General features: G+C 50.5%; 17 protein-coding genes. 7 read left to right on the forward strand and 10 right to left on the reverse strand.

All coding sequences use genetic code 11. The features are described from left to right. Positions 1 to 249 precede the first annotated feature (249 nt). Together BLW68_RS18335 and BLW68_RS18340 are read right to left on the reverse strand one after the other, a co-directional pair. Entirely contained in the window at positions 250 to 888 is a 639-nt protein-coding gene (locus BLW68_RS18335) for an alternative oxidase (protein WP_092796415.1), read from the reverse strand. 117 nt (positions 889 to 1005) lie between these two features. Then, a complete protein-coding gene (locus BLW68_RS18340; protein ID WP_092796417.1) occupies positions 1006 to 2628 on the reverse strand; it encodes a methyl-accepting chemotaxis protein in 1623 nt (540 codons plus the stop codon). Positions 2629 to 2882: 254 nt separating this feature from the next. Between BLW68_RS18340 and BLW68_RS18345 the strand changes: the two genes are divergently transcribed. From BLW68_RS18345 to BLW68_RS18360, 4 genes are all read left to right on the forward strand, one after another. After that, positions 2883 to 3746, forward strand: coding sequence for a DUF4394 domain-containing protein (locus tag BLW68_RS18345; protein WP_218141406.1), 864 nt, complete (start codon positions 2883 to 2885; stop codon positions 3744 to 3746). Next, positions 3736 to 4335, forward strand: coding sequence for a methylamine utilization protein (locus BLW68_RS18350; protein WP_218141407.1), 600 nt, complete (start codon positions 3736 to 3738; stop codon positions 4333 to 4335). Before BLW68_RS18345 ends, BLW68_RS18350 begins: the two co-directional genes overlap by 11 nt. Positions 4336 to 4416: 81 nt before the next feature. Next, positions 4417 to 5520, forward strand: coding sequence for a DUF2891 domain-containing protein (locus BLW68_RS18355; protein ID WP_092796419.1), 1104 nt, complete (start codon positions 4417 to 4419; stop codon positions 5518 to 5520). Between the two features lie 216 nt (positions 5521 to 5736). Further along, on the forward strand, positions 5737 to 7281 hold the full coding sequence (locus BLW68_RS18360; RefSeq protein ID WP_092796421.1) for an ATP-binding cassette domain-containing protein: 1545 nt from the start codon (positions 5737 to 5739) through the stop codon (positions 7279 to 7281). A 177-nt stretch (positions 7282 to 7458) separates the two neighbouring features. Here the strand turns inward: BLW68_RS18360 and BLW68_RS18365 are convergent, their stop codons facing one another. From BLW68_RS18365 to BLW68_RS18375, 3 genes are read right to left on the reverse strand one after another with little or no spacing between them, the layout of a single operon-like run. Next, the gene (locus tag BLW68_RS18365; RefSeq protein ID WP_092796423.1) at positions 7459 to 8841 is read right to left on the reverse strand and encodes an efflux transporter outer membrane subunit; all 1383 of its coding nucleotides are present in this window, start codon (positions 8839 to 8841) and stop codon (positions 7459 to 7461) included. Next, a complete protein-coding gene (locus BLW68_RS18370) occupies positions 8834 to 12001 on the reverse strand; it encodes an efflux RND transporter permease subunit (protein ID WP_177172290.1) in 3168 nt (1055 codons plus the stop codon). The genes BLW68_RS18365 and BLW68_RS18370 overlap by 8 nt, the downstream gene beginning before the upstream one ends. Positions 12002 to 12007: 6 nt before the next feature. Beyond that, positions 12008 to 13279 (reverse strand): efflux RND transporter periplasmic adaptor subunit, encoded by a 1272-nt coding sequence (locus BLW68_RS18375; protein ID WP_092796427.1) that lies wholly within the window; start codon positions 13277 to 13279, stop codon positions 12008 to 12010. 452 nt (positions 13280 to 13731) lie between these two features. Here BLW68_RS18375 and BLW68_RS18380 point away from each other — a divergent pair, with 452 nt between their 5' ends. The 3 genes from BLW68_RS18380 (at position 13732) to BLW68_RS18390 (ending at position 16383) form a co-directional block, all read left to right on the forward strand. Next, positions 13732 to 14346 carry a TetR/AcrR family transcriptional regulator gene (locus tag BLW68_RS18380; RefSeq protein WP_092796429.1) on the forward strand — a complete coding sequence of 205 codons (615 nt, stop codon included), beginning with the start codon at positions 13732 to 13734 and terminating at the stop codon, positions 14344 to 14346. Between the two features lie 122 nt (positions 14347 to 14468). Further along, positions 14469 to 15368: an AraC family transcriptional regulator gene (locus tag BLW68_RS18385; RefSeq protein ID WP_092796431.1), complete on the forward strand. Its 900-nt coding sequence runs from the start codon at positions 14469 to 14471 to the stop codon at positions 15366 to 15368. Positions 15369 to 15414: 46 nt separating this feature from the next. After that, positions 15415 to 16383, forward strand: a complete 969-nt coding sequence (locus tag BLW68_RS18390; protein ID WP_245728394.1) for a DMT family transporter — start codon at positions 15415 to 15417, stop codon at positions 16381 to 16383. 70 nt (positions 16384 to 16453) lie between these two features. On the opposite strand, the gene BLW68_RS18395 is transcribed toward BLW68_RS18390, so the two are convergent. From BLW68_RS18395 to mtgA, 5 genes are all read right to left on the reverse strand, one after another. Further along, positions 16454 to 17092, reverse strand: coding sequence for an NAD(P)H-dependent oxidoreductase (locus BLW68_RS18395; RefSeq protein ID WP_092796435.1), 639 nt, complete (start codon positions 17090 to 17092; stop codon positions 16454 to 16456). A gap of 159 nt (positions 17093 to 17251) precedes the next feature. Beyond that, positions 17252 to 19048 (reverse strand): hypothetical protein, encoded by a 1797-nt coding sequence (locus BLW68_RS18400; RefSeq protein WP_092796437.1) that lies wholly within the window; start codon positions 19046 to 19048, stop codon positions 17252 to 17254. 288 nt (positions 19049 to 19336) lie between these two features. Beyond that, the gene (locus BLW68_RS18405; RefSeq protein ID WP_092796439.1) at positions 19337 to 20179 is read right to left on the reverse strand and encodes a DNA ligase; all 843 of its coding nucleotides are present in this window, start codon (positions 20177 to 20179) and stop codon (positions 19337 to 19339) included. Positions 20180 to 20249: 70 nt separating this feature from the next. Next, positions 20250 to 21500 carry a serine hydrolase domain-containing protein gene (locus tag BLW68_RS18410; protein ID WP_092796441.1) on the reverse strand — a complete coding sequence of 417 codons (1251 nt, stop codon included), beginning with the start codon at positions 21498 to 21500 and terminating at the stop codon, positions 20250 to 20252. 80 nt (positions 21501 to 21580) lie between these two features. Beyond that, entirely contained in the window at positions 21581 to 22270 is a 690-nt protein-coding gene (gene mtgA / locus BLW68_RS18415) for a monofunctional biosynthetic peptidoglycan transglycosylase (protein ID WP_092796443.1), read from the reverse strand. Positions 22271 to 22281: the final 11 nt, after the last annotated feature.

Consider the following 22281-nt stretch of genomic DNA (forward strand, 5'->3'; position numbering starts at 1 on the left):
CTGGTGGGGTTGACAACAATAGTGTGGCAGCCCGGCATTTTAGCGGGCTGCGTTTTAACAACAGATATTGCCACCTGTTGTTGCACATTACTTTTATCCTGTCCTGCTGCGCTTATCGGTTCTGCCTTGTTACCAGTGGCACAGGCAGTATTATTATCTCTACAGCAAAATGTAAGCGCTTACTTAAGCTAGATGAGATTATTTTGCAGGTCAAGTTACTGCGATAAATAAGGTGGTTTTAGTGAGAGCTTACTGCTGCCTGGCCAACTGATTGGCAAAATCATGGTTGACATCACGGTGCCCGGCTTCATCTGCCCGCACGGCAATAACCACGTCACGCAGCCGGGCATCAGCCGGTAATTGCCAGTACTCTATTGCCACTTGCGGCGCGGCAATATTCTCTATAGCACCGCTTTCTATCTCGGCCAGATAACAGCTGTAACTGTATACTGCCTCTTCTTCAAAATAGCCCACCAGGCGGTGTGCGGTTTTTGCCGACACCATATACAGCACTAAAAAGCCGGTAAAAAACAGGCCCTGCGCTAACAGGATCAGCATGCGCTCAAACCAATTCGGTTTGGCAATTTCAATAAAGGTCATAAGGTGCATGCGCTCGTTCTCTGCTTCGTCCAGCAACACCCTGATCCAGCCATGATCATCTTCCATCCGGCGCAAACTGCGCATATGCCGTAACATCCCGGCCACCATGCCCGGCACGCCTGCTACGGTTTCCAGAATAACGGCGCGATGGCCATAACGTTTGGCAAAGAAGGTGTCGGCACAAAAGCGCAGCATTTTGGTTAAGCGAAAGGCGATACGATCAGATAAATTCTGTGGTTTATGGTGTGCGGCTAAAGGATCAGACGGGTTAAGCTGGTCTTCAGACATCAGTAGCTCCTGTTGCGATATGGCCTAGGAGTATAGCAGAGGCAACTGAACCCTTACTGAGCATAACAACAGCAGCTAAGGTTGTTAGCTGCTGCAATACTTTATGCCAGCACCAATTTACACGCGGAAATGGTTTACCAGTTCGCTAAGTGTTTGTGCCAAACGGGCCAGCTCTGCACTTGATGCCTGGGTTTCATTGGCGCCCGCAGAAGTTTGTACTGATAAATCGCGGATATTCACCAGATTACGGTCCACTTCACGGGCCACCGTGGCTTGCTCTTCTGCCGCGCTGGCAATGGTCAGGTTTTGATCACTAATTTGCCCGATAGCTTCGGCAATCAATTGTAAGGCTTCGCCTGCCTGCTGGGCAATCTGCAGTGTTTCGGTTGCTTTACCACTGCAGCTGTTCATGCTTTCTACCGTATTATGGGTTTCAGCCTGCACCGCATGCATCATCCGTTCAATTTCTTTCGTCGACTCCTGAGTACGATGCGCCAGTGCGCGCACTTCATCTGCCACCACAGCAAAACCGCGGCCACTATCGCCGGCCCGGGCGGCCTCTATCGCGGCATTTAATGCCAGTAAGTTAGTTTGTTCAGCAATTGCACGAATAACCCCCAATACAGAGCCAATGTCTTTTACTCTGTCTGCCAGTTTTTCAATGCCGTGGCGTGACGATTGCAGCTCGCCATCCAGCGCCTGTATGGTGTGAATAGTATGGTTTACCCGTTCTTGCCCCTGCCGGGCTTTATCATTGGCAATTTCAGAATCACGCGACGTAGAAGCCGCGCTGCGGGCAACTTCCTCGATGGCGGTAGTGAGCTCGGTTACTGCCGTTGCGCCTTGCTCCAGCTCCTCACTTTGCTGATGTAAAGTACGGCTGGATTGCTCCGTTACCACACTTAGCTCTTCAGACGTAGCAGCCAGCTGTGATGAAGACTGGTTAATTTCATGTACTGTGGTTTTTAATTGCTGCTGCATTTGTGCCATAGCGCGGATCATTTCGCCGGCTTCGTCCGGCTCGTCATCATGGAAAACCTGATTAAGCTCACCTGCGGCAATTTTCTGACTAATTAATACCGCCGCCTGCATTGGCTTAACTAAACTGCGGCTTAACATTAAGCCAAGTATCACCGCAACCATGACGGCAATGACTATAATCACAATCATATTCATGTTAGCAAGCTCAATACTGTGCTTGGCACTGTCGGCTTGCTGGCGGGTGGTGGTTTGTTGATAAGCAGCCAGAGCAACCAGTGCTTCAGTCACTTTTAGTGCTGTATCGTTTATTCCCTGGTGTCGTAATTGTTCAGCCTGATCTATTTGGCCGCGATCAATTAACATCAACAGTTGTTGATGTAACTGGTCATATTGCTGTTTAATTGCTACCGCCTGGCTAAATACCGCACTTCCCGCTGCCGTTTTGTGAAACGCAGCAGCGCTATCAGAAGCTTGCTGATAGTTACGTGTCGCTTCTTGCAATGCATTACGCTGCACCTGCCTGTCGGCCTCAGAGCTGGCATGCAACATATTTACCGTGTACAAGCGAATCAGCAAAAACTCCCGGTTCATATCACCTGCCAATAAGGAAGCAGGCAGACGTCGGTCAGCAATATTATTAATATTTGTTTCCGTTTCCGAAAATCGAAACATGGCAACGCTACCAACTACAACGCTTAACAACACCATCAATGTAAAAATAACGGCAAGCCTTTTACCAATTTTAATTTTTCTTAACATAAGTTCCTCATCCTACTGCATTTATTGTCTGAAACAAATTAAGCATAGGGTGTTATCGGTAAGACACAAGGCCGTTTGCTACAAAGCTGAAACAATGTTGATTTGTAATAATTAAACCGATGACAATGTTATGCCGTAAGAAGTAATAGCGACAGCCAGCAAGGATAACTTGCTCCGTTGTTGTTATATTTTAATGCTTATGCTCAAAACAGCCCTTATTACTGGCCTGTTAAAGCAGATAAAGGACGTGCAATATGAAAATGACTAAACAGGTTGTCGGTTCTACCCTACTGGCTGTTACTGGCTTGCTCTCCTGCGGCGTTAGCGCAGCCGCTATGCCAGAGCTTAAAGGCAACGAAGTATTATGGCTGCTTAACCAAACCAATCAGCTAATTAAAGTGAACCCTGCAGCACCGGATAAAGTACTGGAGCAAAAAGCTCTTAGCGGCCTGGCTGCCGGCGAAACGCTGCTGGGTATAGATTATCGCGTAGCCTATGGTGTGTTATTTGCGCTGTCAGATAAAGGCCAGCTCTATACGGTTAACACCGGCACTGGCGTATTAACTACCGTAGGTGCGCCTTTACCTGATGGTACTTTACAGCAAGGCCAGTTCGGTTTTGATTTTAACCCGGCGGCCGACCGCATTCGTGTTGTTAATGACAAAGGCCAAAACTTACGTTTGCACCCGGAAACAGCAGAACTGGCGTCAACCGACCCAACACTGCAGTATGCGCAGGGCGATTCACACTTTGGTAAAACTCCGGCTGTCACTGCCGCGGCTTATACTTACAATCAGCAAGACAGTAAAATAACCACCAACTATGCTATAGACATCACAGCGGGCAACTTAGTGACCCAAGGCACTAAAGAAGGCACAACCCCGGCGGTATCACCCAATACCGGGCAACTGTTTACTGTTGGCAGCCTGGGGCTGGCAGCACTGCAACAGGTGTCTTTTGATATTTCCGACCTGAACAATATTGGCCTTGTTGCTGCCAGCACGACAGCGGAACCGGCCAGCACGCTTTATCAGATAGATTTAACCAGTGGTAAAACCAAAAAACTCGGCACCCTGGCCGATGGCAGTGCGCTGGCAGGTATCGCCATTGAACCTTAAGCAGCCGCGCTACCTGTTACTGGCTGCGGCATTTCTGCTGCCGCCAGTTGCCTTAGCTGCAAAGCTGGAAGTTCAGGTGCAAAATAGCATCGGTCAGCCAATGGCCGGTGCTGTGGTGTTCCTGGAATCTGCTGCGGCTTCTGCGGCCGTTACACCGGTGGCCACTGCGCAGATTATTCAGCGCGACACCACCTTTATTCCTGAAGTGCTGGTTATCCCGCGCGGCAGCGCGGTAACCTTCCCCAATAAAGACACGGTGCGCCATCATGTATACTCGTTTTCCGCCATCAAGCCGTTTGAGCTTAAGTTGTACGTTGGCACGCCAACCGATCCGGTGGTGTTTGAGCAAAGTGGCGTAGCGGCGCTGGGCTGTAATATTCATGACCAGATGATTGCCTGGGTAGTGGTGCTGGACACGCCCTACTACAGCCACACCAACAACGATGGCCTGGCCGTGTTAAGCAATGTTCCGCCCGGCGATTACACTTTGCGCGTATGGCATAAAACGCTGTTATCAGAAGCCGACGTGGCAAAACAGCCGCTTAGCCTTAGCTCTAAAACGCCTTTGCAGCAGGTAAAACTTAAATAGGTTAGCCAAGACAGCAGCGCAAAATTGTTTTAATCTCTGTGCCTTAAGCCCTAAATCACCTTTAGCATACAAGGCCATATTATGAATATCCGTGCCCTAATCAGCAGTGCAAAATTAGTTTGTGCCAGCCTGATTTTTGTCAGCCTGTTTAGCCAGGCCCAAAGCCCCGCCAGTACAGCAGCACACAACCTGACACTGGCCGAGGCCAATAAACTGGTAGCCTTGCCTTTACATTGTGTTGAAATGCCTTACCCGTACAAAACCGGCGTAGTGCTGGGCAGTGCAGCCGACTTACAAGAACCTTCAGTACTGCACCCGGTGTTTTATGGCTGTTTTGACTGGCACAGCGCAGTGCACGGTTACTGGTCGCTGGTAACCTTGCTGCGTCAATTCCCGGATTTAGCCCAGGCAGATCAGGTTAAAGCCATACTGCAGCGCAATTTAACTGCCGACAAAGTGGCACGCGAAGTAGCCTTTTTCAGTAAAGACATTAATGCCTCCTTCGAGCGCACCTATGGCTGGGCCTGGTTGTTAAAGCTGTCTGACGAACTGCAGCTGTGGCAAGATCCACTGGCCAAACAACTGGCAGCTAATTTACAACCGCTGGCCGATCTGATTGCCGAGCGCTACATCAGCTTTTTACCCCGGTTGTTATATCCGGTTCGTGTTGGCGAGCATACCAACACCGCTTTTGGTTTAAGCTTCGCTTACGACTACGCCGTTAACCAACAACATACCGCTTTACAGCAGCTTATTAGCCAGCGCACCAAAGACTATTTTTTGCAGGATAAAAACTGCCCTATTGCCTGGGAACCCAGCGGTTACGACTTTATCTCGCCCTGCCTGGAGCAAATTGGCCTGATGCAGCGTATTTTACCGTCAGAGCAATTTTTGCCCTGGCTAAATCATTTTATGCCGCAACTGGCCAACCCTGCTTATACGCTGGCGGTAGGCAAAGTGAGCGACCGCACCGACGGCAAGCTGGTGCATTTAGATGGTTTAAACTTCAGCCGTGCCTGGAACCTGTATGCGCTGGCAAAGCAGTACCCACAGTATGCACACCTGCGCCAAGTAGCCGACCAGCATATGGCACATTCCTACCCCAACCTGATAGGCGATAGCTACGAGGGCGGCCACTGGCTGGGTAGTTTTGCTATTCATGCGCTAAACAACGCTAAGCAGTAGCATCATTTAACACCGGTATTGTGATCACGGCGGAGTAGGTTATAATTCCGCCGTCCCCAGCTTTGGAGCAGATAACTGAAATGAACAACTAAATCCTGATTAGCCGTCAATTTTATTTTTGGACTTATCAGGGTTAGCGGGTTTGTTTTGGTTGGGCTATCAACAGCACTGCCTGATCTGTTTTTATTACCCGCCCCTGAATTATCAGGAGGCAATATGACCTTATTCAACTTTTCCCCTTGCAGCTTTAGCTTAGCTAATGGCGATGTGCTGTATCGTGATATTCAGCTGACACTTGATAGCGGCCTTAGTGCCCTGATAGGCCGCAATGGTAGCGGTAAATCGGTGCTGGCAGCGCAACTGGCACAGCAACAGCCTGCTGATTGCTATTTACTGTCGCAGCTACCGCCAACGCACTGGCAGCAACTTAGCCTTGCCGATCTGCTTGGTATCACAGATACACTTAAAGCACTGCAACAACTCGCTGATGGCCAATGCGACACTGAAACCCTGAGTATAATTGACGGACACTGGCAACTGGCGGATGACCTGCACACCGAATTGCAACAGGTAGGCGCTGCGCCAGATATCTGGCAACGCTGTAGCAGCTTAAGCGGCGGCCAGCTTAATCACCTGCGGTTGTGGTGGGCCTTTTACCAGCAGCGGCCACTGCTGATCCTGGATGAACCGTCTAACTATCTTGATGCGCAGGCACGCTACTGGCTAAGCCAGCGTATTGCCCGCTTTCTGGCCCGGCCCAAAAGCGCCATTTTGCTGATCAGCCATGACCGGGAATTACTGCAACAAGCCAGCGTGCTATACGAGTTAAGCAGCGCCGGTTTAAGCCGTTACGGCGGTAACTATGAATTTTATCAGCAACAACGTCAGCTGCAGCAAACAGCACTGCAACAGCAGCGCCAACAGGCCGAACGTAATCTGGCACAACAGCAACGCCAGGCACAAACCGCCGCAGAACGTGCCGCCAAACGGCAGCAACAGGGTGAAAAACAGCGCGGCAGCCAGGCAACCATATTGCTGGACTACCAGAAAAACCGCGCCCAAAGTGCAGTATCGGCCCGGCGCACACAAGAGCAACACCAGCTAAAGCAGGCGCAGCAACAGTTACAGCAGGTAAAAGCGCAGCAGGAGGTAGTTAAGCCCCAGCAGTTCTACCTGCAGGCAGCGGCAGTAAACGGCAGCAAGCAGTTGGTAAATGCCGTTGCACTGCAACTGGCGCACGGCAATAACCAGCCGCTAAGTTTTAACTGGCGTGGCAAACAACGTGTGCATTTGCAAGGCCGCAATGGCAGTGGCAAATCTACCTTGCTGCAAACGTTGGCAGGCTTAATAGCGCCTGCGGCTGGCCAGTTACAACTGAATTGCGCCGTACAGTATCTGGATCAGCACTTCAGTTTGCTCAATAGCAGCCAAAGCGCATTGGCTAACCTGCGCCGGCATTGCCCACGGCTTAGCGAAACCACTGCCCGCACCCTATTGGCCAGCGCCGGTTTACGTGCTGATAAGGCATTAAAACCTGCTGGCGTACTAAGCGGCGGCGAACGGATGAAACTGGCGATGTTAATGGTAAGCCAACACAACGACAGCCTGCTGTTACTGGACGAACCGGATAACCATCTGGATTTAGAGACCAAGCAGCTGCTGACCCAAGCACTGTATCAATATCCGGCCGGCTTTGTCGTGGTAAGCCACGATGCGTACTTTATTGCACAGTTGGGCATCGACACTGTATTGCAAATTTAAATGGTTAAGCCCTAACGCAGCAAAGTCCGCAGCGCCGCAGCTTTACCTCAGCAGGTGTATCAGACGACATTGATGCTTACCGCAGCATGGGTATTTAGCCAGTATCTCCGCAATAGTGTTATCTGCCGCTTAAATAAGAAAAGCCGGACAAGTCCGGCTTTTCATCAAAAAACACTACTAAATCAGCTGAATACCGCCACCAAAACTGCGGTAAATGCCCACTAAGCGGATAAAGCTTTGCTGTTGTATTTGCGCCAGTTGGTCGCGGGCGCGTAACAGTTCGCGCTCAGCGTCCAGCAAATCCAGAAACTCACCGGTGCCGGCGTTGTAACGCTCGCGGGCGATTTGCACCGCTCTGTTACTGGCCTGCCATTGCTGCTCGGTGCTCAGTTGCTGCTCGCGGCTTAAGTTATAACTGCCAAGCGATAACTGCATTTCGTTAATGGCATCAAACACCTGCTGTTCAAACTGGGCCAGCGCCATTTGCGAGCTGGCTTCAGCCTGGCGGATACGGGCTTTAACCGAGCCTAAATCCGCGGCCTGCCAGCTTAGGGTTGGCGCGACCGACCAGCTTTGGGTTTCGCTACCAAGCGTTAAGCCCGGGCCGGATAAAAAGCCTAAAAAGCCGCGCACCGAGATATTCGGGTATAAATCGGCTGTCGCTACGCCAATTTGCGCCGTACGGGCGGCTAACAGCCGCTCTGAACTGGCCACATCGGCGCGGTAACGCAGGTAGTTTTCACCTTCTACCACCGCCACCGGTTGCTTAAGCTCAGGCAGGTTGGGTACCGAGCCCAGTTTTAACTGGCCCGGCCGCTGGCCCAATAAGGCGGATAAGGTGGCATCGGCCGTTAAGCGCGCGACACGGTAAGCCGGTATGGCGGCATGCACCTGATGCACCTGTACGTCTATCTGTGCCAGCTCCAGCTCGGAGGCCATACCGGCTTCTAACCGCGCCAGCACAATAGCGCGGCTTTGCTGCAGGTTTTGCAGGTTTTGCTCGGCCACCACTAAGCGCAGCTGGGCGCCGCGGTATTCACCATAACTGGTGGCCACCTGGCTTATCAGCTGCACCTGCGCATCGTGCCATAAAATATCGGCTTGCTGCGCTTGCGCCTCTGCCGCCTCACTGGCGCGGCGTAATTTACCGAACAGGTCTAAGTCCCAGCTTAAATTGGCACCGGTGCTGTAACCACGGGTAATTACGCCGTTGTCATCTGGTGATAGCGTGGGGTTTTCACTGGCCTGGTAAGTGGCGTCTAAGGTACCTTTGGGTAAAAAGTCGTTATTGGCATCACGAAACACCGCATAGGCCCGGTCGACGTTGGCCCTGGCTTGCGCCAGGGTACGGTTTTCCACCAAAGCAGTGCTGATAAGCTGATTAAGCACGGCGTCGTCAAACGCCTGCCACCAGCTTTGTGCCTGCTCTGCCTGCTGATACGGGCTGTTAAAGCTGATATCGGCCACTTTTGCCGGCGTGTGGTAATCCGGCCCGACAGCACAGGCGCTTAATGACGCTACCAATACGGCAATAGCGCTGAGTTTCAGGATATTACGCATAAGGTGCCTCCGCAGTATCTGTTGTTGCTGATTTCTTCTCACCGCGCTTAGCCAGCATGTAATAAAACAGCGGGGTTAAAATTAAGCCGAAGATGGTGACGCCTATCATGCCGGAGAATACCGCCACCCCCAGCGCCTGGCGCATTTCAGCACCGGCTCCGCTGGCAAAGGCCATCGGCACCACGCCCATAATAAAGGCGATAGAGGTCATCAGTATCGGCCGTAAGCGCAGGCGGCCTGCTTCCAGAATAGCGTCCATCGCGCTCATACCATGGTCTTGCAGCTCTTTGGCGAATTCGACAATTAAGATGGCGTTTTTGGTTGCCAGCCCCACTAACACAATGAGACCAATCTGGGTGAAGATATTATTATCCCCGCCGTAAATCAGTACGCCGCTCAGTGCCGATAACAAGGTCATCGGAATAATCAGAATAATCGCCAGCGGTAAGCTTAGGCTTTCGTACTGCGCCGCCAGCACCATAAACACCAGCAGAATAACCAGCGGGTAGATAAACATCCCGGCGTTACCGGCCAGAATTTGCTGGTAGGTCAGCTCGGTCCACTCGTAGGTCATACCGTTTGGCAGGGTCTCAAGCAGTATTTTCTCAATCGCTGCCTGGGCTTCCCCGGTGCTGTAACCTGGCGCCGGGCCACCGTTAATCTCGGCGGTAGTAAAGCCGTTGTAGTGCATAACGCGGTCTGGCCCGGCTGTATCGGTAACATTGATAAAGGAGCCCAGCGGGATCATCTCGCCCTGGGTATTACGCACCTTTAACTGGCTGATTTGCGCCGCGCTTTGGCGGAACTGCTCGTCAGCCTGCACATTGACCTGATAAGTACGACCAAACTGATTAAAGTCATTCACATACACCGAGCCCATATACGCCTGCAGGGTCTGGAATACTTCATCCAGCGCCACGCTTTGCTGTTTGGCTTTGGTGCGGTCAATATCCAGATCCAGCTGCGGTACATTGACCTGATAACCGGAGAACACGCCAGCCAGCTCAGGTGTTGCCCAGGCTTTTTGCATAACCTGCATAGTGACATTGTACAGCTCTTCATAACCATGGTTGCCACGGTCCTGAATTTGTAAGCGGAAACCGCCGATAGTGCCCAATCCCATTACCGGTGGTGGCGGGAAAATAGCGATAAAGGCATCTTCAATACCGGCGAATTTCTGGTTTAACGCCGCGGCTATGGCATTGCCGGATAACTCTGCGCTACCACGCTGGTCAAAGTCGTCCAGGCCAACAAACACGATGCCGGAGTTCGGGCTATTGGTAAAACCGTTAATGCTCAGGCCAGGGAAAGCGATCGAGTTAGCAACACCCGGATACTCCAGGGCAATAGCTGACATCTCTTTAATCACCGCTTCGGTGCGCTCTAACGATGCTGCATCAGGCAATTGGGCAAAGGCTACCAGATACTGTTTATCCTGCCCTGGCACATAACCGGTAGGAGTAGTAGCAAATTGCAGACCGGTTACACCAACTAAAGCGATATACATCACGCCAACAATAGCGCCAAAGCGGATCACCTTTTTAACCAGCCAGCCGTAACCGTTAGACAAACGGGCAAAAAAGCGGTTAAACGGGTTAAATAACCAGGTACCAAACAGCTTATCCATACCGCGGGTTAAAGCGTCTTTTTTCTCGTTATGTCCCTTTAACAACATAGCGGCTAATGCCGGGCTGAGTGTTAATGAGTTAATGGCCGAGATAAAGGTAGAAATAGTAATGGTTAAGGCGAATTGCTTATAAAACTGCCCGGTTAAACCCGACATAAAGGCCGTAGGAATAAACACTGCCGCCAGTACCAGGGTTGTAGCAACGATAGGCCCGGTGACTTCTTTCATCGCTTTTTGTGTTGCCGCCAGCGGTGCTAAGCCTTCGCTGATATTACGCTCAACGTTCTCTACCACGACAATGGCGTCATCTACTACAATACCAATTGCTAATACCAAACCATATAAAGATAAGGCATTAATTGAAAAGCCCAGCAGATGCATAAAGGCGAAGGTACCGACTAAAGATACCGGTACTGCCACCAGCGGAATAATAGAAGCGCGCCAGGTTTGTAAAAACAGCACCACGACCAGCACTACCAGCAATACCGCTTCGAGCAGGGTTTTCACTACTGCCTGAATAGAACCGCGCACAAATACGGTTGGGTCATATACGATGTCGTAAGCTAAGCCTTCCGGGAAACCTTGCGACAACTCGGCCATTTTCGCCCGTACATTGTCAGAAATTTGAATGGCGTTAGAGCCAGACGCCTGGAAAATAGGAATAGCCACTGCGTCTTTATTATTCAGCAATGAGCGCAGCGCATAGGTAGAAGCACCCAGTTCAACCCTGGCCACATCTTTTACCCGGCTGATTTCGCCGTTAGCCCCCACCTGAATAATAATGTCTTCAAATTCTTCTACCGTCGCCAAACGGCCTTTTACGTTGATCAGCAGCTGAAAATCAGCCTCACCGCTGGGCTGGGCGCCTAAACTACCGGCCGCCGCTTGCTGGTTTTGCTCGCGGATAGCAGCAATAATCTGTGTTGGTGATAAACCCAAAGCAGCCACTTTGTTTGGATCCAGCCAGATGCGCATACTGTATTCACCGGCACCGAATAACTGCACGTTACCCACGCCCTGAATACGCGCCAGCTCATCTTTTACGTTAAGTGCGGCATAGTTAGACAAATACAGCATGTCGTAACGTTCATCCGGCGAGGTTAAATGCACCACCATGGTGAGATCCGGCGAGGACTTTTCAGTCACCACGCCTAAACGTTGTACTTCCTGCGGTAGCCGCGGCATGGCACGGTCTACCCGCGCCTGTACCTGGGCCTGCGCTAAATCAACATCGGAACCGATGGCAAAGGTAACCGTTAAGGTCATACGGCCATCAGAAGTCGCCTGTGATGACATATACAGCATGCTTTCCACACCGTTTATTTCCTGCTCCAGCGGCGACGCCACCGTTTCAGCGATAACTTTGGGGTTAGCACCCGGATAGTTTGCGGTAACCACCACAGTAGGTGGCACCACTTCCGGATATTCCGTAACAGGCAATTGCCATACTGTTATCGCACCGACAATAAAAAACAGCAGGGAGATAACAGCGGCAAAAATAGGCCTTTTAATAAAAAATTGCGAGAACATAATGTTTCCTTAACCCCGTCCCGGCGTTTTGCCAGCATTGATTGTTGCTGCCGCGTCGTCTGCTTTTGCAGTCAGTGCGGTGCTGGTTTCATCCAGCAGTTGTTGCTCTTTACGTAAACCGGCTATTTGCTCTGCACTTGCCATATCTACCATTTTGGGTTCAATCTGCATGTTCGGCATCACCCGCTGCAGGCCGTTAACCACTATGCGATCTTTTGCGGCTAACCCTTCACGCACAATCCGCAGGCCGTTTACTTTCTCGCCCAGCTTCACCGCACGGTACTCCAGCTGATTATCCGCATTTACCACCAGCACATACTTGTTGTTTAAGTCGGTACCAACGGCTTTTTCATCAATCAAAATACCGTCGTAGCTGTCGCTGCCTACCAGCTTGATGCGGGCAAACAGCCCCGGCAACAGGTTGTTGTCGCTATTGCTGAAACTGGCGCGGATACGGATAGTGCCGGTTTGCTGGTTTACGCTGTTATCAACAAAATCAATGCTGCCGATATGGTTGTATGCGGTGTCGTTAGCCAGCGCCATATACACCGGATTTGCACTGGCATCACGGGTATCGGCACGCTTGCCTTCCGTACTCAGGCGGGCATATTTCAGGTAGCTTTGCTCGTCTACATCAAAGTAGGCATACATTTTTTCCGTCGATACCAGGCTGGTTAACTGGCTCTGGCCGGCGTTAACGTAGTTACCGGCCGTAACCTGGGCATACGACACCCGGCCGCTGATGGGGGCTGTAATACGGGTGTAACTTAAATCCAGCTCGGCGCGTTGCAGCGCGGCTTTTACTGAGGCTACCGTGGCAGCGGTTTGTTGCTTACGGGCTAAACGGCTGTCCAGCAGTTCGGCTGAAATAGCGCGTTGGCTGCTGAGTTTTTCTGCCCGCTGATAGTCGTTATCCGCCAGAGCCGCAGCGCTTTGTGCACTTTGCAGCTCAGCATTAAGCCGGGCCACTTCGGCGGCAAAAGGCCGTGGGTCAATTTGCACCAGCAAATCGCCTTTTTGCACCAGGGCGCCTTCGCTAAAGTGCACCTGTTCAATATAACCTGACACGCGTGGCATCAAATTCACGGTTTGAGGTGCCTGCAGGCGGCCGGTAAATTCATCCCATTCGGTAATGCGCTCGTGTACCACTTGTGCCACACTCACCTGTGGTGCAGCCGGTGCCGCAGCCTGATTAGCGGCTTCGGGGTTGCCACAAGCTGTTAACACCAGCGCGGCTACGCTGGCTAACATAAAAGTTCTTACCGTGTTTTTTCTGCTCATGACGTTTTGCTCCACGTTGTTACGAAAATTGTGTAAAAAGACTTGTTATTTTTGTACCGCCCGGTAAATATATAGAACAGCAAAAAACTGTCAACCGATTTATGTACCGATCGGTAAATTAATTTAATTCTACAAAAGAAGAATTTGTTCTAAGGCTGAAACAGCACCGTTGCAGTGCCGACGACTTCGCTAAGCTAACAGAGGCTACTGTCAGGCTACGTCAGTAGTGTACAACGCAAGCACAGTGGCTTTAATGCCGGATGCTGGCGCATTCTTGCCTGAAACTCCACTGCCGGTAGTTACGCCAGATTTTACTGAACGATAACAGCCGGTTGGGGGTCTTAGTGGGTGTCAGTGGCAAGATATATGTACTTAGCGGTAAATAACCCTTACTGGACAAGGGGTCTTTTGCTGTTTACTATATAAGCAAGTTTTAATGCAGGAGCTGAACAATGTCAGCAGTAAGTAGCACTGTGAATGTAGGCCGCCCCCGTGCCTTTGATATGGATACTGCGCTGGAAAAAGCGCTGGAAGTATTCTGGCGCAAAGGCTATGACGGCACATCGCTATCAGACCTAACTGAAGCCATGGGCATTAATAAACCCAGTTTGTATGCTGCTTTTGGCAATAAAGAGCAGTTATTTCTAAAAGCGATCGAATTGTACGAGAGCCGCCCCTGCTCGTTTTTTTTACCCGCACTGGAAAAACCCACCGCTTATCAGGTAGCCGAGCACATGCTGTATGGCGCCGCAATGAATATGGCTGACAGTAACCACCCGCAAGGTTGCGTGGTTGTGCAGGGCGCATTGTCATGTAGTGAAGCTGCCGCCAGTGTAAAAGAAGCGCTGATTAACCGCCGGGTAGAGGGTGAACAAAAACTCAAAGTTCGCTTTGATCAGGCTAAAACCGACGGTGACTTACCGCCTGGCACTGATACCGGTGTATTGGCGCGTTATCTGCTTACCGTACTACAAGGTATGGCAATTCAGGCCAATAACGGCGCGTGTTCTGAGCAACTGCGCCAGGTCGCACAAATGACTCTGCAGGCATTTCCGCGTGCCGGTTAAACCTGCAGTGCCTGCCTTATAGTCCACACTTATTGCCTGATCCTCCAAAGCACTGCTGCAGTAATAGGCAAAACCAGGCTGGCTGCCTATACTGCGGTTATCAGTACAGCGGAGAAGCCCATATGACCGATGAACGCGAGTTCCTGCGCCAGCAAATGCTGCAGCCATTGTTGCAAGCTATTACATCAAATGGCCTGAGTGAAACCAGCATCCCCGGCGTAAAGCTGTACCGCAGTGATGGCCCCACCGCTGCAGCCCCTACTATTTATGAGCCTACTTTATGTTTGCTGGTGCAGGGTTCAAAAAAGGTATGGCTGGGTGATGAGCAACTGCAATACCGTGAACTACAGTATCTGCTGGCCCCTGTTACGTTGCCGGTAAGTGGTAAAGTCATTACCGCCAGCCCCGATAAACCCTATATTGCATTGAGTGTAAGCCTGGATTTGCGCGAGCTGACAGATCTGGTGATTGATATTGCCCACAAGGTACCACCACCAACCATACCCGCCCGTGGTATTGCCGTTGGCGATGCGGATCTCGCTCTGGTATCCGTATTTCAACGCCTGACCCAACTGCTGCAATCACCGCAAGATATTCCGGTGCTGCTACCTTTACTCAAACGCGAAATGCTGTACCGCTTGTTGCTTGGGCCTGTTGGCAGCCAGTTACGCGAATTTACCCTTATAGATAGCCAGGCACATCGCATCAGTAAAGTGATCGAAATCCTGCACCAGCGCTACAACGAACCCCTTAGGATTAAAGAGCTGGCGGATGCCGCGCATTTAAGTGAATCCGCACTGTTTCAAAGCTTTAAAGCGGTCACCTCGATGTCGCCGTTGCAATTTCAAAAGCAGCTGCGGCTGAACGAAGCGCGCCGTATTATGCTGTACGAAGGTTTAGAAGCTGCCACTGCAAGCTATAAGGTAGGTTATGAAAGCCCATCGCAGTTTAGCCGTGAGTACAGCCGTTTATTTGGTGCGCCACCGAAAGCCGATGTCGCCCGTTTTCGCCAGACACTATAAATTTTCTGTCCAGCCCACTATTTTAACCCGGCACAAGGCTTTATGATTGCCACCTTCTTTGCTGCCGGTGGCGCGTACTATGCAATCCACTATGAAAAACATGCTGCTGTATCTGATTACCGTACTCATTTGGGGCTCTACCTGGTTTGCTATTGAATTTCAGCTAGGCGAAGTAGCTATTGAAGTATCCTTGCTATACCGCTTTGCTATCGCCGCGGGCTTAATGTGGCTGTTTTGCTGGTGGCGCAAACTTAATATGCATTTTACGCTGCGCCAGCATGGCTTTATTCTGCTATTGGCCAGCCTGAATTTTGCACTGAATTTCTTATTTATTTATCAGGCGCAGCAATACCTTACCTCGGCTATGACCGCGATTGCCTTTACCACCATGCTGCTAATGAACATAATTAACACCCGGCTGTTTTTCGGCAAACCGGTAGCAAAACGCATCTATTTTGGTGCCTTGCTCGGTATTGCTGGCATTGTGGTATTGTTCTGGCCGGATCTGGACGGCATAGATTTAACCAACGCCAGCCTGCTCGGCCTACTGCTGATTTTATCCGGCGCCTTATCGGCTTCATTCGGCAATATGGTAAGTGTACGTAACTCGCGGGAAAATATGCCGATTATGCAGGTTAATGCCTGGGGTATGTTGTATGGCAGCCTGGTATTGCTGGTAACAGCGCTGTTTAAAGGCCATAGCTTTAATTTTAGTACTGAGCCTGCCTATATTGCCTCACTGCTGTATTTAGCGGTGTTTGGCTCAGTTGTCGCCTTTGCCAGTTACTTTGCCCTGCTAAAACAAATAGGCCCGGAAAAAGCCAGCTACACCATAGTGTTATTCCCACTGGTTGCTGTAGTGCTAAGCACTTTATTTGAAGGTTTTCACTGGACAGGCTACACCTTTAGCGGCTTTGCGCTGGTGCTGCTGGGCAATGCAATAGTGCTTACGCCCGTTGCCAGAATTAAAGCGCTATTGTTAGCACGCCGCCAGCCCCAAGCTGTTGGCCAATAACTATCCCCTGACAACCATATTAGAGAAGGCGCAAGCAGTTGTAGTACTGCTTAGCGCCTTTGCCAGAATTTTAGTTAATTTCTGTCACAAACTGCTCGCGGCTGCGCCGAACTTTGGTCAGGTTAACCAGCCAGTCGCCTTCATCTGCCCGATAACCCAGCGGCATTAACACGACCGAGCGTAAACCTTTTTGTTTAAGGTTCAGTATTTCATCTACTTTAGCCGGGTCAAAGCCTTCGATTGGTGTGCTGTCTACTTTCAGCTCTGCGGCGGCAATCAACGCCGAGCCCAAACCGATATATGCCTGGCGGGCAGCGTGCTGGAAGTTTGTTTCAGCATCGCGCTGCGGATAGGTGTTCAGCAGCATTGCGCGGTAGTTTTCCCAGCCTTCGTTTTTAAAACCACGGATCTCGTTGGTTAAATCAAACATCTGGTTAATACGCTCTGCGGTGTAGTTGTCCCAGGCGGCAAATACCAGCAAGTGCGAACTGTCGGTGATCTGGCTTTGGTTCCAGGCATGCGGCTTAATTTGTTCACGCAGTGCCGGGTTGGTTACCACCAGTACTTCATACGGCTGTAAACCACTGGATGTCGCCGTTAACCGGATGGCCTCCAGAATTAAGTCCACTTTGTCTTGCGTAACAACCTTGCTCGGGTCGTATTTTTTGGTGGCGTAGCGCCAGGTTAAGTTACTGATTACATCCGACATCTGTACTTCCTAAAAGGTAAATCGAAACCGTATTATACGCCCGGCTGTTTCTGTTTTGTTAGTTCAAGTTATGCTGATATATGGCAAAAAAGTTTATCTGGTGCTGTTGCTAAATAAGCTGCATTTACCGCCCCGGCCATAAATGCAGCTGTGTGCAACTTACTTCGCGCTGTCTGATGTCACCAGCGGCTGGGCATTTAAAAAGCCCCAGATAAAGTCAGCCTGCATCACCTCCATTTGTGGTGATGAGTTGTTGTCCCGGTAATACCAGGTCGGATTGGGCGTGCCGCTATGGCTGCGGAAATAGCCAAAGTCAGACAGGCTGGTTTCAAACACAGACAAGGCTAAAAAGTGTTTAAAACTCGTGGCCGGGTTTAATTTCTCGCCCGGCTTGGTGCCTAAAGCCGCTACGCCCGCCCGTGCATGGCAACCAATACAGCTGGAGCCATCCATAAAACCAGCCTCAGTCACCGAATTGCCTAAAAATGTCGGCTGTCCGATAGCATTAACAAACTCGACCTGTGAGCCCTTCAAACGATAGTTAAGCCAGGCTTTGTTCGTGGCGGCCGGTTCATACGGGTTGTTGCTGCTGCCGGTGCCGATGCTCATTGCACTGAGCAGTTGCTGCCACTCCTGCCGGATACTTTCAGTCGGATAACCAGCATCCGGGTTAAACACTATACTGCTCTGGTTTAGCTTATCTGACTGCTGGTTAGGTACCACATAATTAGCTGCGGTATTGGCAGGCCGTTGGTCGGCACTGCTGTAGCCATAGGCATCATTACAGCCTGTTACATCACAGCGGCCGGGTAAGGCGATATGCTCAAAGGTCGTCCATACCCAGTTGGGGATATCCTTCGATGAAATATGAAATGCCACCAGATAATGAATGCCTTCAAGGTTGCAGCTTGCCCCACTTTCGGCAGACAAACCCAGCGCATTAAGGTCTATCTGGGTCGCAAGGTATTTACTGGCATAAGCGCTGGCATCGGCATTCATGCCCAGTTGCGCTACCAGGCCCTGATACAGCCAGTTACTTTTTATCATTACCGCATCTGGTGGCAGATCTATTTTAACTAACTGTGGCGCCTGCCCTGCCTTTGCTGAGCGGTTAGCTTTGCGATATGGTGCGTCTTGCAGCATATTGGCCTGGCTGGCAAAAAACACATCTAAAGCACCGTTGGCGTTATACAGGTTATTGCGAAACAGGTAGTCATGAAATGTCTGGTTACGTACCGTCAGTTCGGCATTCGTTTGCCGGATCACCCGGCCAACACTTTCGGCATCAGCCGGATTAAAAGCTTTGTAAATAGCCGGTATCATATTTTCTGTTCTGCCGTTTACCGGTACGGCACTACACGACACCCCCCCAGCGCTACCCGACTGCGCAGCCTTTAGCATCGCTTCACTACTAACCTTGGTTAGCGGGTTTAACTGGCTGTGAAATGGCAAACGGGTATGGCGTTTTAACGCGCTGCTTCTGGCATGTGCTTCCGCATTTTCTGGTTTAGCTTTTGCCAGTGTGATCAGCTGCGATTTAAACTGCTCGCCCGGAAACACCGGACAATGCTCAGTGCTATTGTTTTTATCGCCGGGCAAACAGCATTGCATACCAACAGCGGGCTTTTGCCCTGCCTGGCATAACGGGTAAGGTTCAGCTGGCCAGTTTTGCTGCTCATCTGCCCAGTGCGACCAGAATTTGTCGGTTATCACCTCGGCAAACAACTTCCAGGAAAACATATCCGGGCAAGTCATCGCCGGGTTACTAATCAGCTTACCATTATATTTATTCACTGCCTGCAACTGACCCGACACCAGTTTCATTGAACAGTATTCAGCATCTTTAATGGATGATTGAAAGTACATGGCATAATCAATTGAACTGGGGGTCGTATCTTCAGCCAGTAGCGGCAAGGTACATAACAAACAGCTTGCAGTAAAAATCATCAGTTTCATATTAAGGCTCCGTCTACACTATCCTGAGGCAACAGCTACGCATGACAAACTCATAAACTGTTGAAAGCCCGGCGATATATGGCTTTATATGCCGGGTAAGTAAAACCTAAGCCAGGATCTAAGCCGCAGTGTGATATTGAATGGAGAAAAAAATGATATTATTTCGACCAAGCCGCCCTAACCAAAATAAAAAACCTGCGTGTAGCAATAAAACAAAACCACCATATTATTTTGCCGCGGTTAAATTAAAAACAACCGGCACCCACAGGTTTGCCGCCCGGCAGTTTACTAAAACTCTTGCCGCACCCGTATAAAGCGGGCAAAACGCGGAATGCCGTTATTGGTATAACCAGTGTAGCGATAGGTAATTACCGTGCCGATTTCTGGTGGTGTCTGGCGTAGTGCATCGGTTAAGCCGCTGCCAATGGCAAACTCTTTGCCGTCCGTTGTTTTAACAATTAGTGCCCCCACCATGCCCTTATACTTGCCTTTGCCCGGCCGGTAGCCAATAACCTCAGCTTCGGTATCCTGATAACTTTTTAGTTTGAGTAAATCGCTGCTGCGGCCGGTTTTATATAACGCATCCTGCTGGTGCAGCATTAAACCTTCAGCCCCTTTACTTTCCAGCTCGCTAAGTTTAGCCAGCAGTGCAGCGTTATCCGCTACCCGAAACTGCGGTACCACGGTTAAGTAAGGATTGTTATGCTGCTGGCTAAGGCGTTGCATAGCAGCAATACGCTCGGTAAAAGTGCCTTCAGCATCCGGCAGCTCAAAAATGTAATAGCGGATTTGCTGCCATTCGCTATCTATTGGCTGATGTTTACTGACAATGCTTAAGGTTTCGGCAAACTTATTGCGGCCCAGCCACAGCTCGCCATCTAATTTTTGTTTTGGAAAATCAGCCACAAACCACTCTGGTGCCGCAATCACATTACCACCTCGCGAGATCAGTTGTTTACCGTCCCAGTAAGCGCGCACACCATCAAGCTTTTCGCTAACCCAGTACTGCTGCACATCGATATTGCCGTTATACACTTCGGCCAGTAGTAAATCAGGTTTAGTCGCAGCGGTTAAATGAAGACAGAAATAAAAACAGCAGATAAACAATAACGAAGTTAACGTTTTAATCATTATTTAGCATCTTTTTGTTTAAACCAAAAAGTATAGTGACCCTCCCTGTTTCAGCAAGTGCAAACACACATTATTGAAAATGATCAGAAAGTGCCTGCAAGAAGGTGTATTCATTTAATCCGGCGCGGTTAAGCGGTTTGGCTTGCGCGCTCCACATTGCCACCACCAGTTGCTTGTCCGGGTCGACAAACAGATACTGGCCAAAAATGCCCTCTGCCGCATAACTCCGGCCATGCATTGGCCAAAACATATAGCCGTAATCCACAGTTTCGCCGCCGATAACCTGCCTGCTGCTGGCGGTTGCCATCCAGCCCTCTGGCAATACCCGCTCACTGCTATCTTTTGTGTTAATCACACCATCATTCAGCCAAAACAAAGCTAAACGGGCGTAATCACGTAAGGTTGCCGACAAACCGCTGCCGCCTATTTCCAGGCCATCGGCCGATTCCAGCCACCAGTTGGCATCAGCCTGCATGCCCAGCTTCGACCAGATTTTTTCTGATAGATACTGCGCTACCGGCTTGCCGGTTGCGGCCTGTACCAGGGCGCCCGCCAATTGGGTTTCGCCGGTACTGTAGTTCCATACTGTGCCTGGTGCAGCTGCGCGAGGTAGCGATGCCATCAAGTCTAAAATAGCACCGGGTTGCTGGCTTATTTGTGCCTCCAGCATGCGCCGCCTATCTGATGTGGCATCAGTGTAGGTTTCATTCCAGGCTACACCGGAGCTCATCTGCAGCAGCTGTTTTACCGTTACGCCGTCGTACGCGGTACCGTTAAAGCGCGGCAGATACTTTACGATAGGGTCGTCAATACTGTTGATAAGGCCGTCGTGGATTGCCGCACCAATTAAGGTTGCGGTAATAGATTTAACTACCGACATCGACATCCAGCGGCTATGTTCGTCATTACCCAGCAGGTATTGCTCAAACAAAACCTCACCGCGGTGAATAATCAGCATGCCGCTAACGCGGTTCATCGACAGTACGTCATATAGATCATAGGTTTTGCCATCGACGGTATAGGAAAAATCCTGCAGCGGCTGTTTGCTTAGCGGCAAGGTACTTACGGTTTTGCCTCGCGCTACCGTACGGGTGGGGAATAAGCGGTCGATATTACGAAAGGTGTTAACCTGAATATCCGGGTACAGTTTGCCATCGTAAAGCTGGCGCACCGTGCCGATGGGCTCTTTGGCATGGCGATACTCTTTATTTGCTACGCTGCCGGTATTCGCTGCGCGGTCTGACTGCGCTGCGTTGGTGGGGCTGCTTAATGTTAGCAATATGGCTAAGCTAAATACGGTTTTAATGGGAAAGCTGTACATCGGGCCTGGCTCCTTCTTTAAAGGGTGTTAAACGTCTTGCTAAAAAGACGACTTAAAAAAGTGTGGATCCCTTTGTCTGGTTAATTAAGGATCGGTGTTAAATAACCGGCTCCCAGTTGCCGCATTTGCCGCTCAACCCAGGCAACTCTTTCACGTAGGTAAGGCGTTAAATTGCGCGGATCGCGGGTACGGGGGCCAGGCAGTAGTACGGCCAGTCGTGCGGCTTCGTTTCGGCTTAGCCTGCTGGCCGGTTTGCCAAAATAATGCTGGCTGGCCGCTTCTACGCCGTATATGCCTTTACCAAATTCAGCAATGTTTAAATACACTTCAAGTATGCGCTTTTTACCCCAAATGGCTTCCAGGCTTAGTGCCAATGCTGCCTCCAGGCCCTTACGCACCATACTGCGGCCAGGCCACAGTAACAGGTTTTTCGCCGTTTGCTGGGTTATGGTACTGGCGCCACGCAGGCCATCACCGTCATCAAATCGCTCAAGGGCGTTTCTGATCTCAGCCATATCCACACCAAAGTGTTCAGGGAAACGCTGATCTTCTGAGGCCACCACCGCCAGCGCGACATGCGCCGGCAGCTTATCAATGCTTACCCATTGCTGGCTAACCGGATAAGGGCTTTGCAACATAAAAGCTGATGTTGGTGGCGGTACAAAGCGTAATGTCAGCAAAAGTGCTAATAGCGATAGCAGTAGTACCAGCAAAAAACGCCAGATAACAAACCATGTCCAACCGAAAAAACCGCGTTCACGCTGTGCCATTTACTCTCTCT

Origin of the sequence: Rheinheimera pacifica, assembly GCF_900108485.1 — a bacterium.
Lineage (GTDB): Bacteria > Pseudomonadota > Gammaproteobacteria > Enterobacterales > Alteromonadaceae > Alishewanella > Alishewanella pacifica.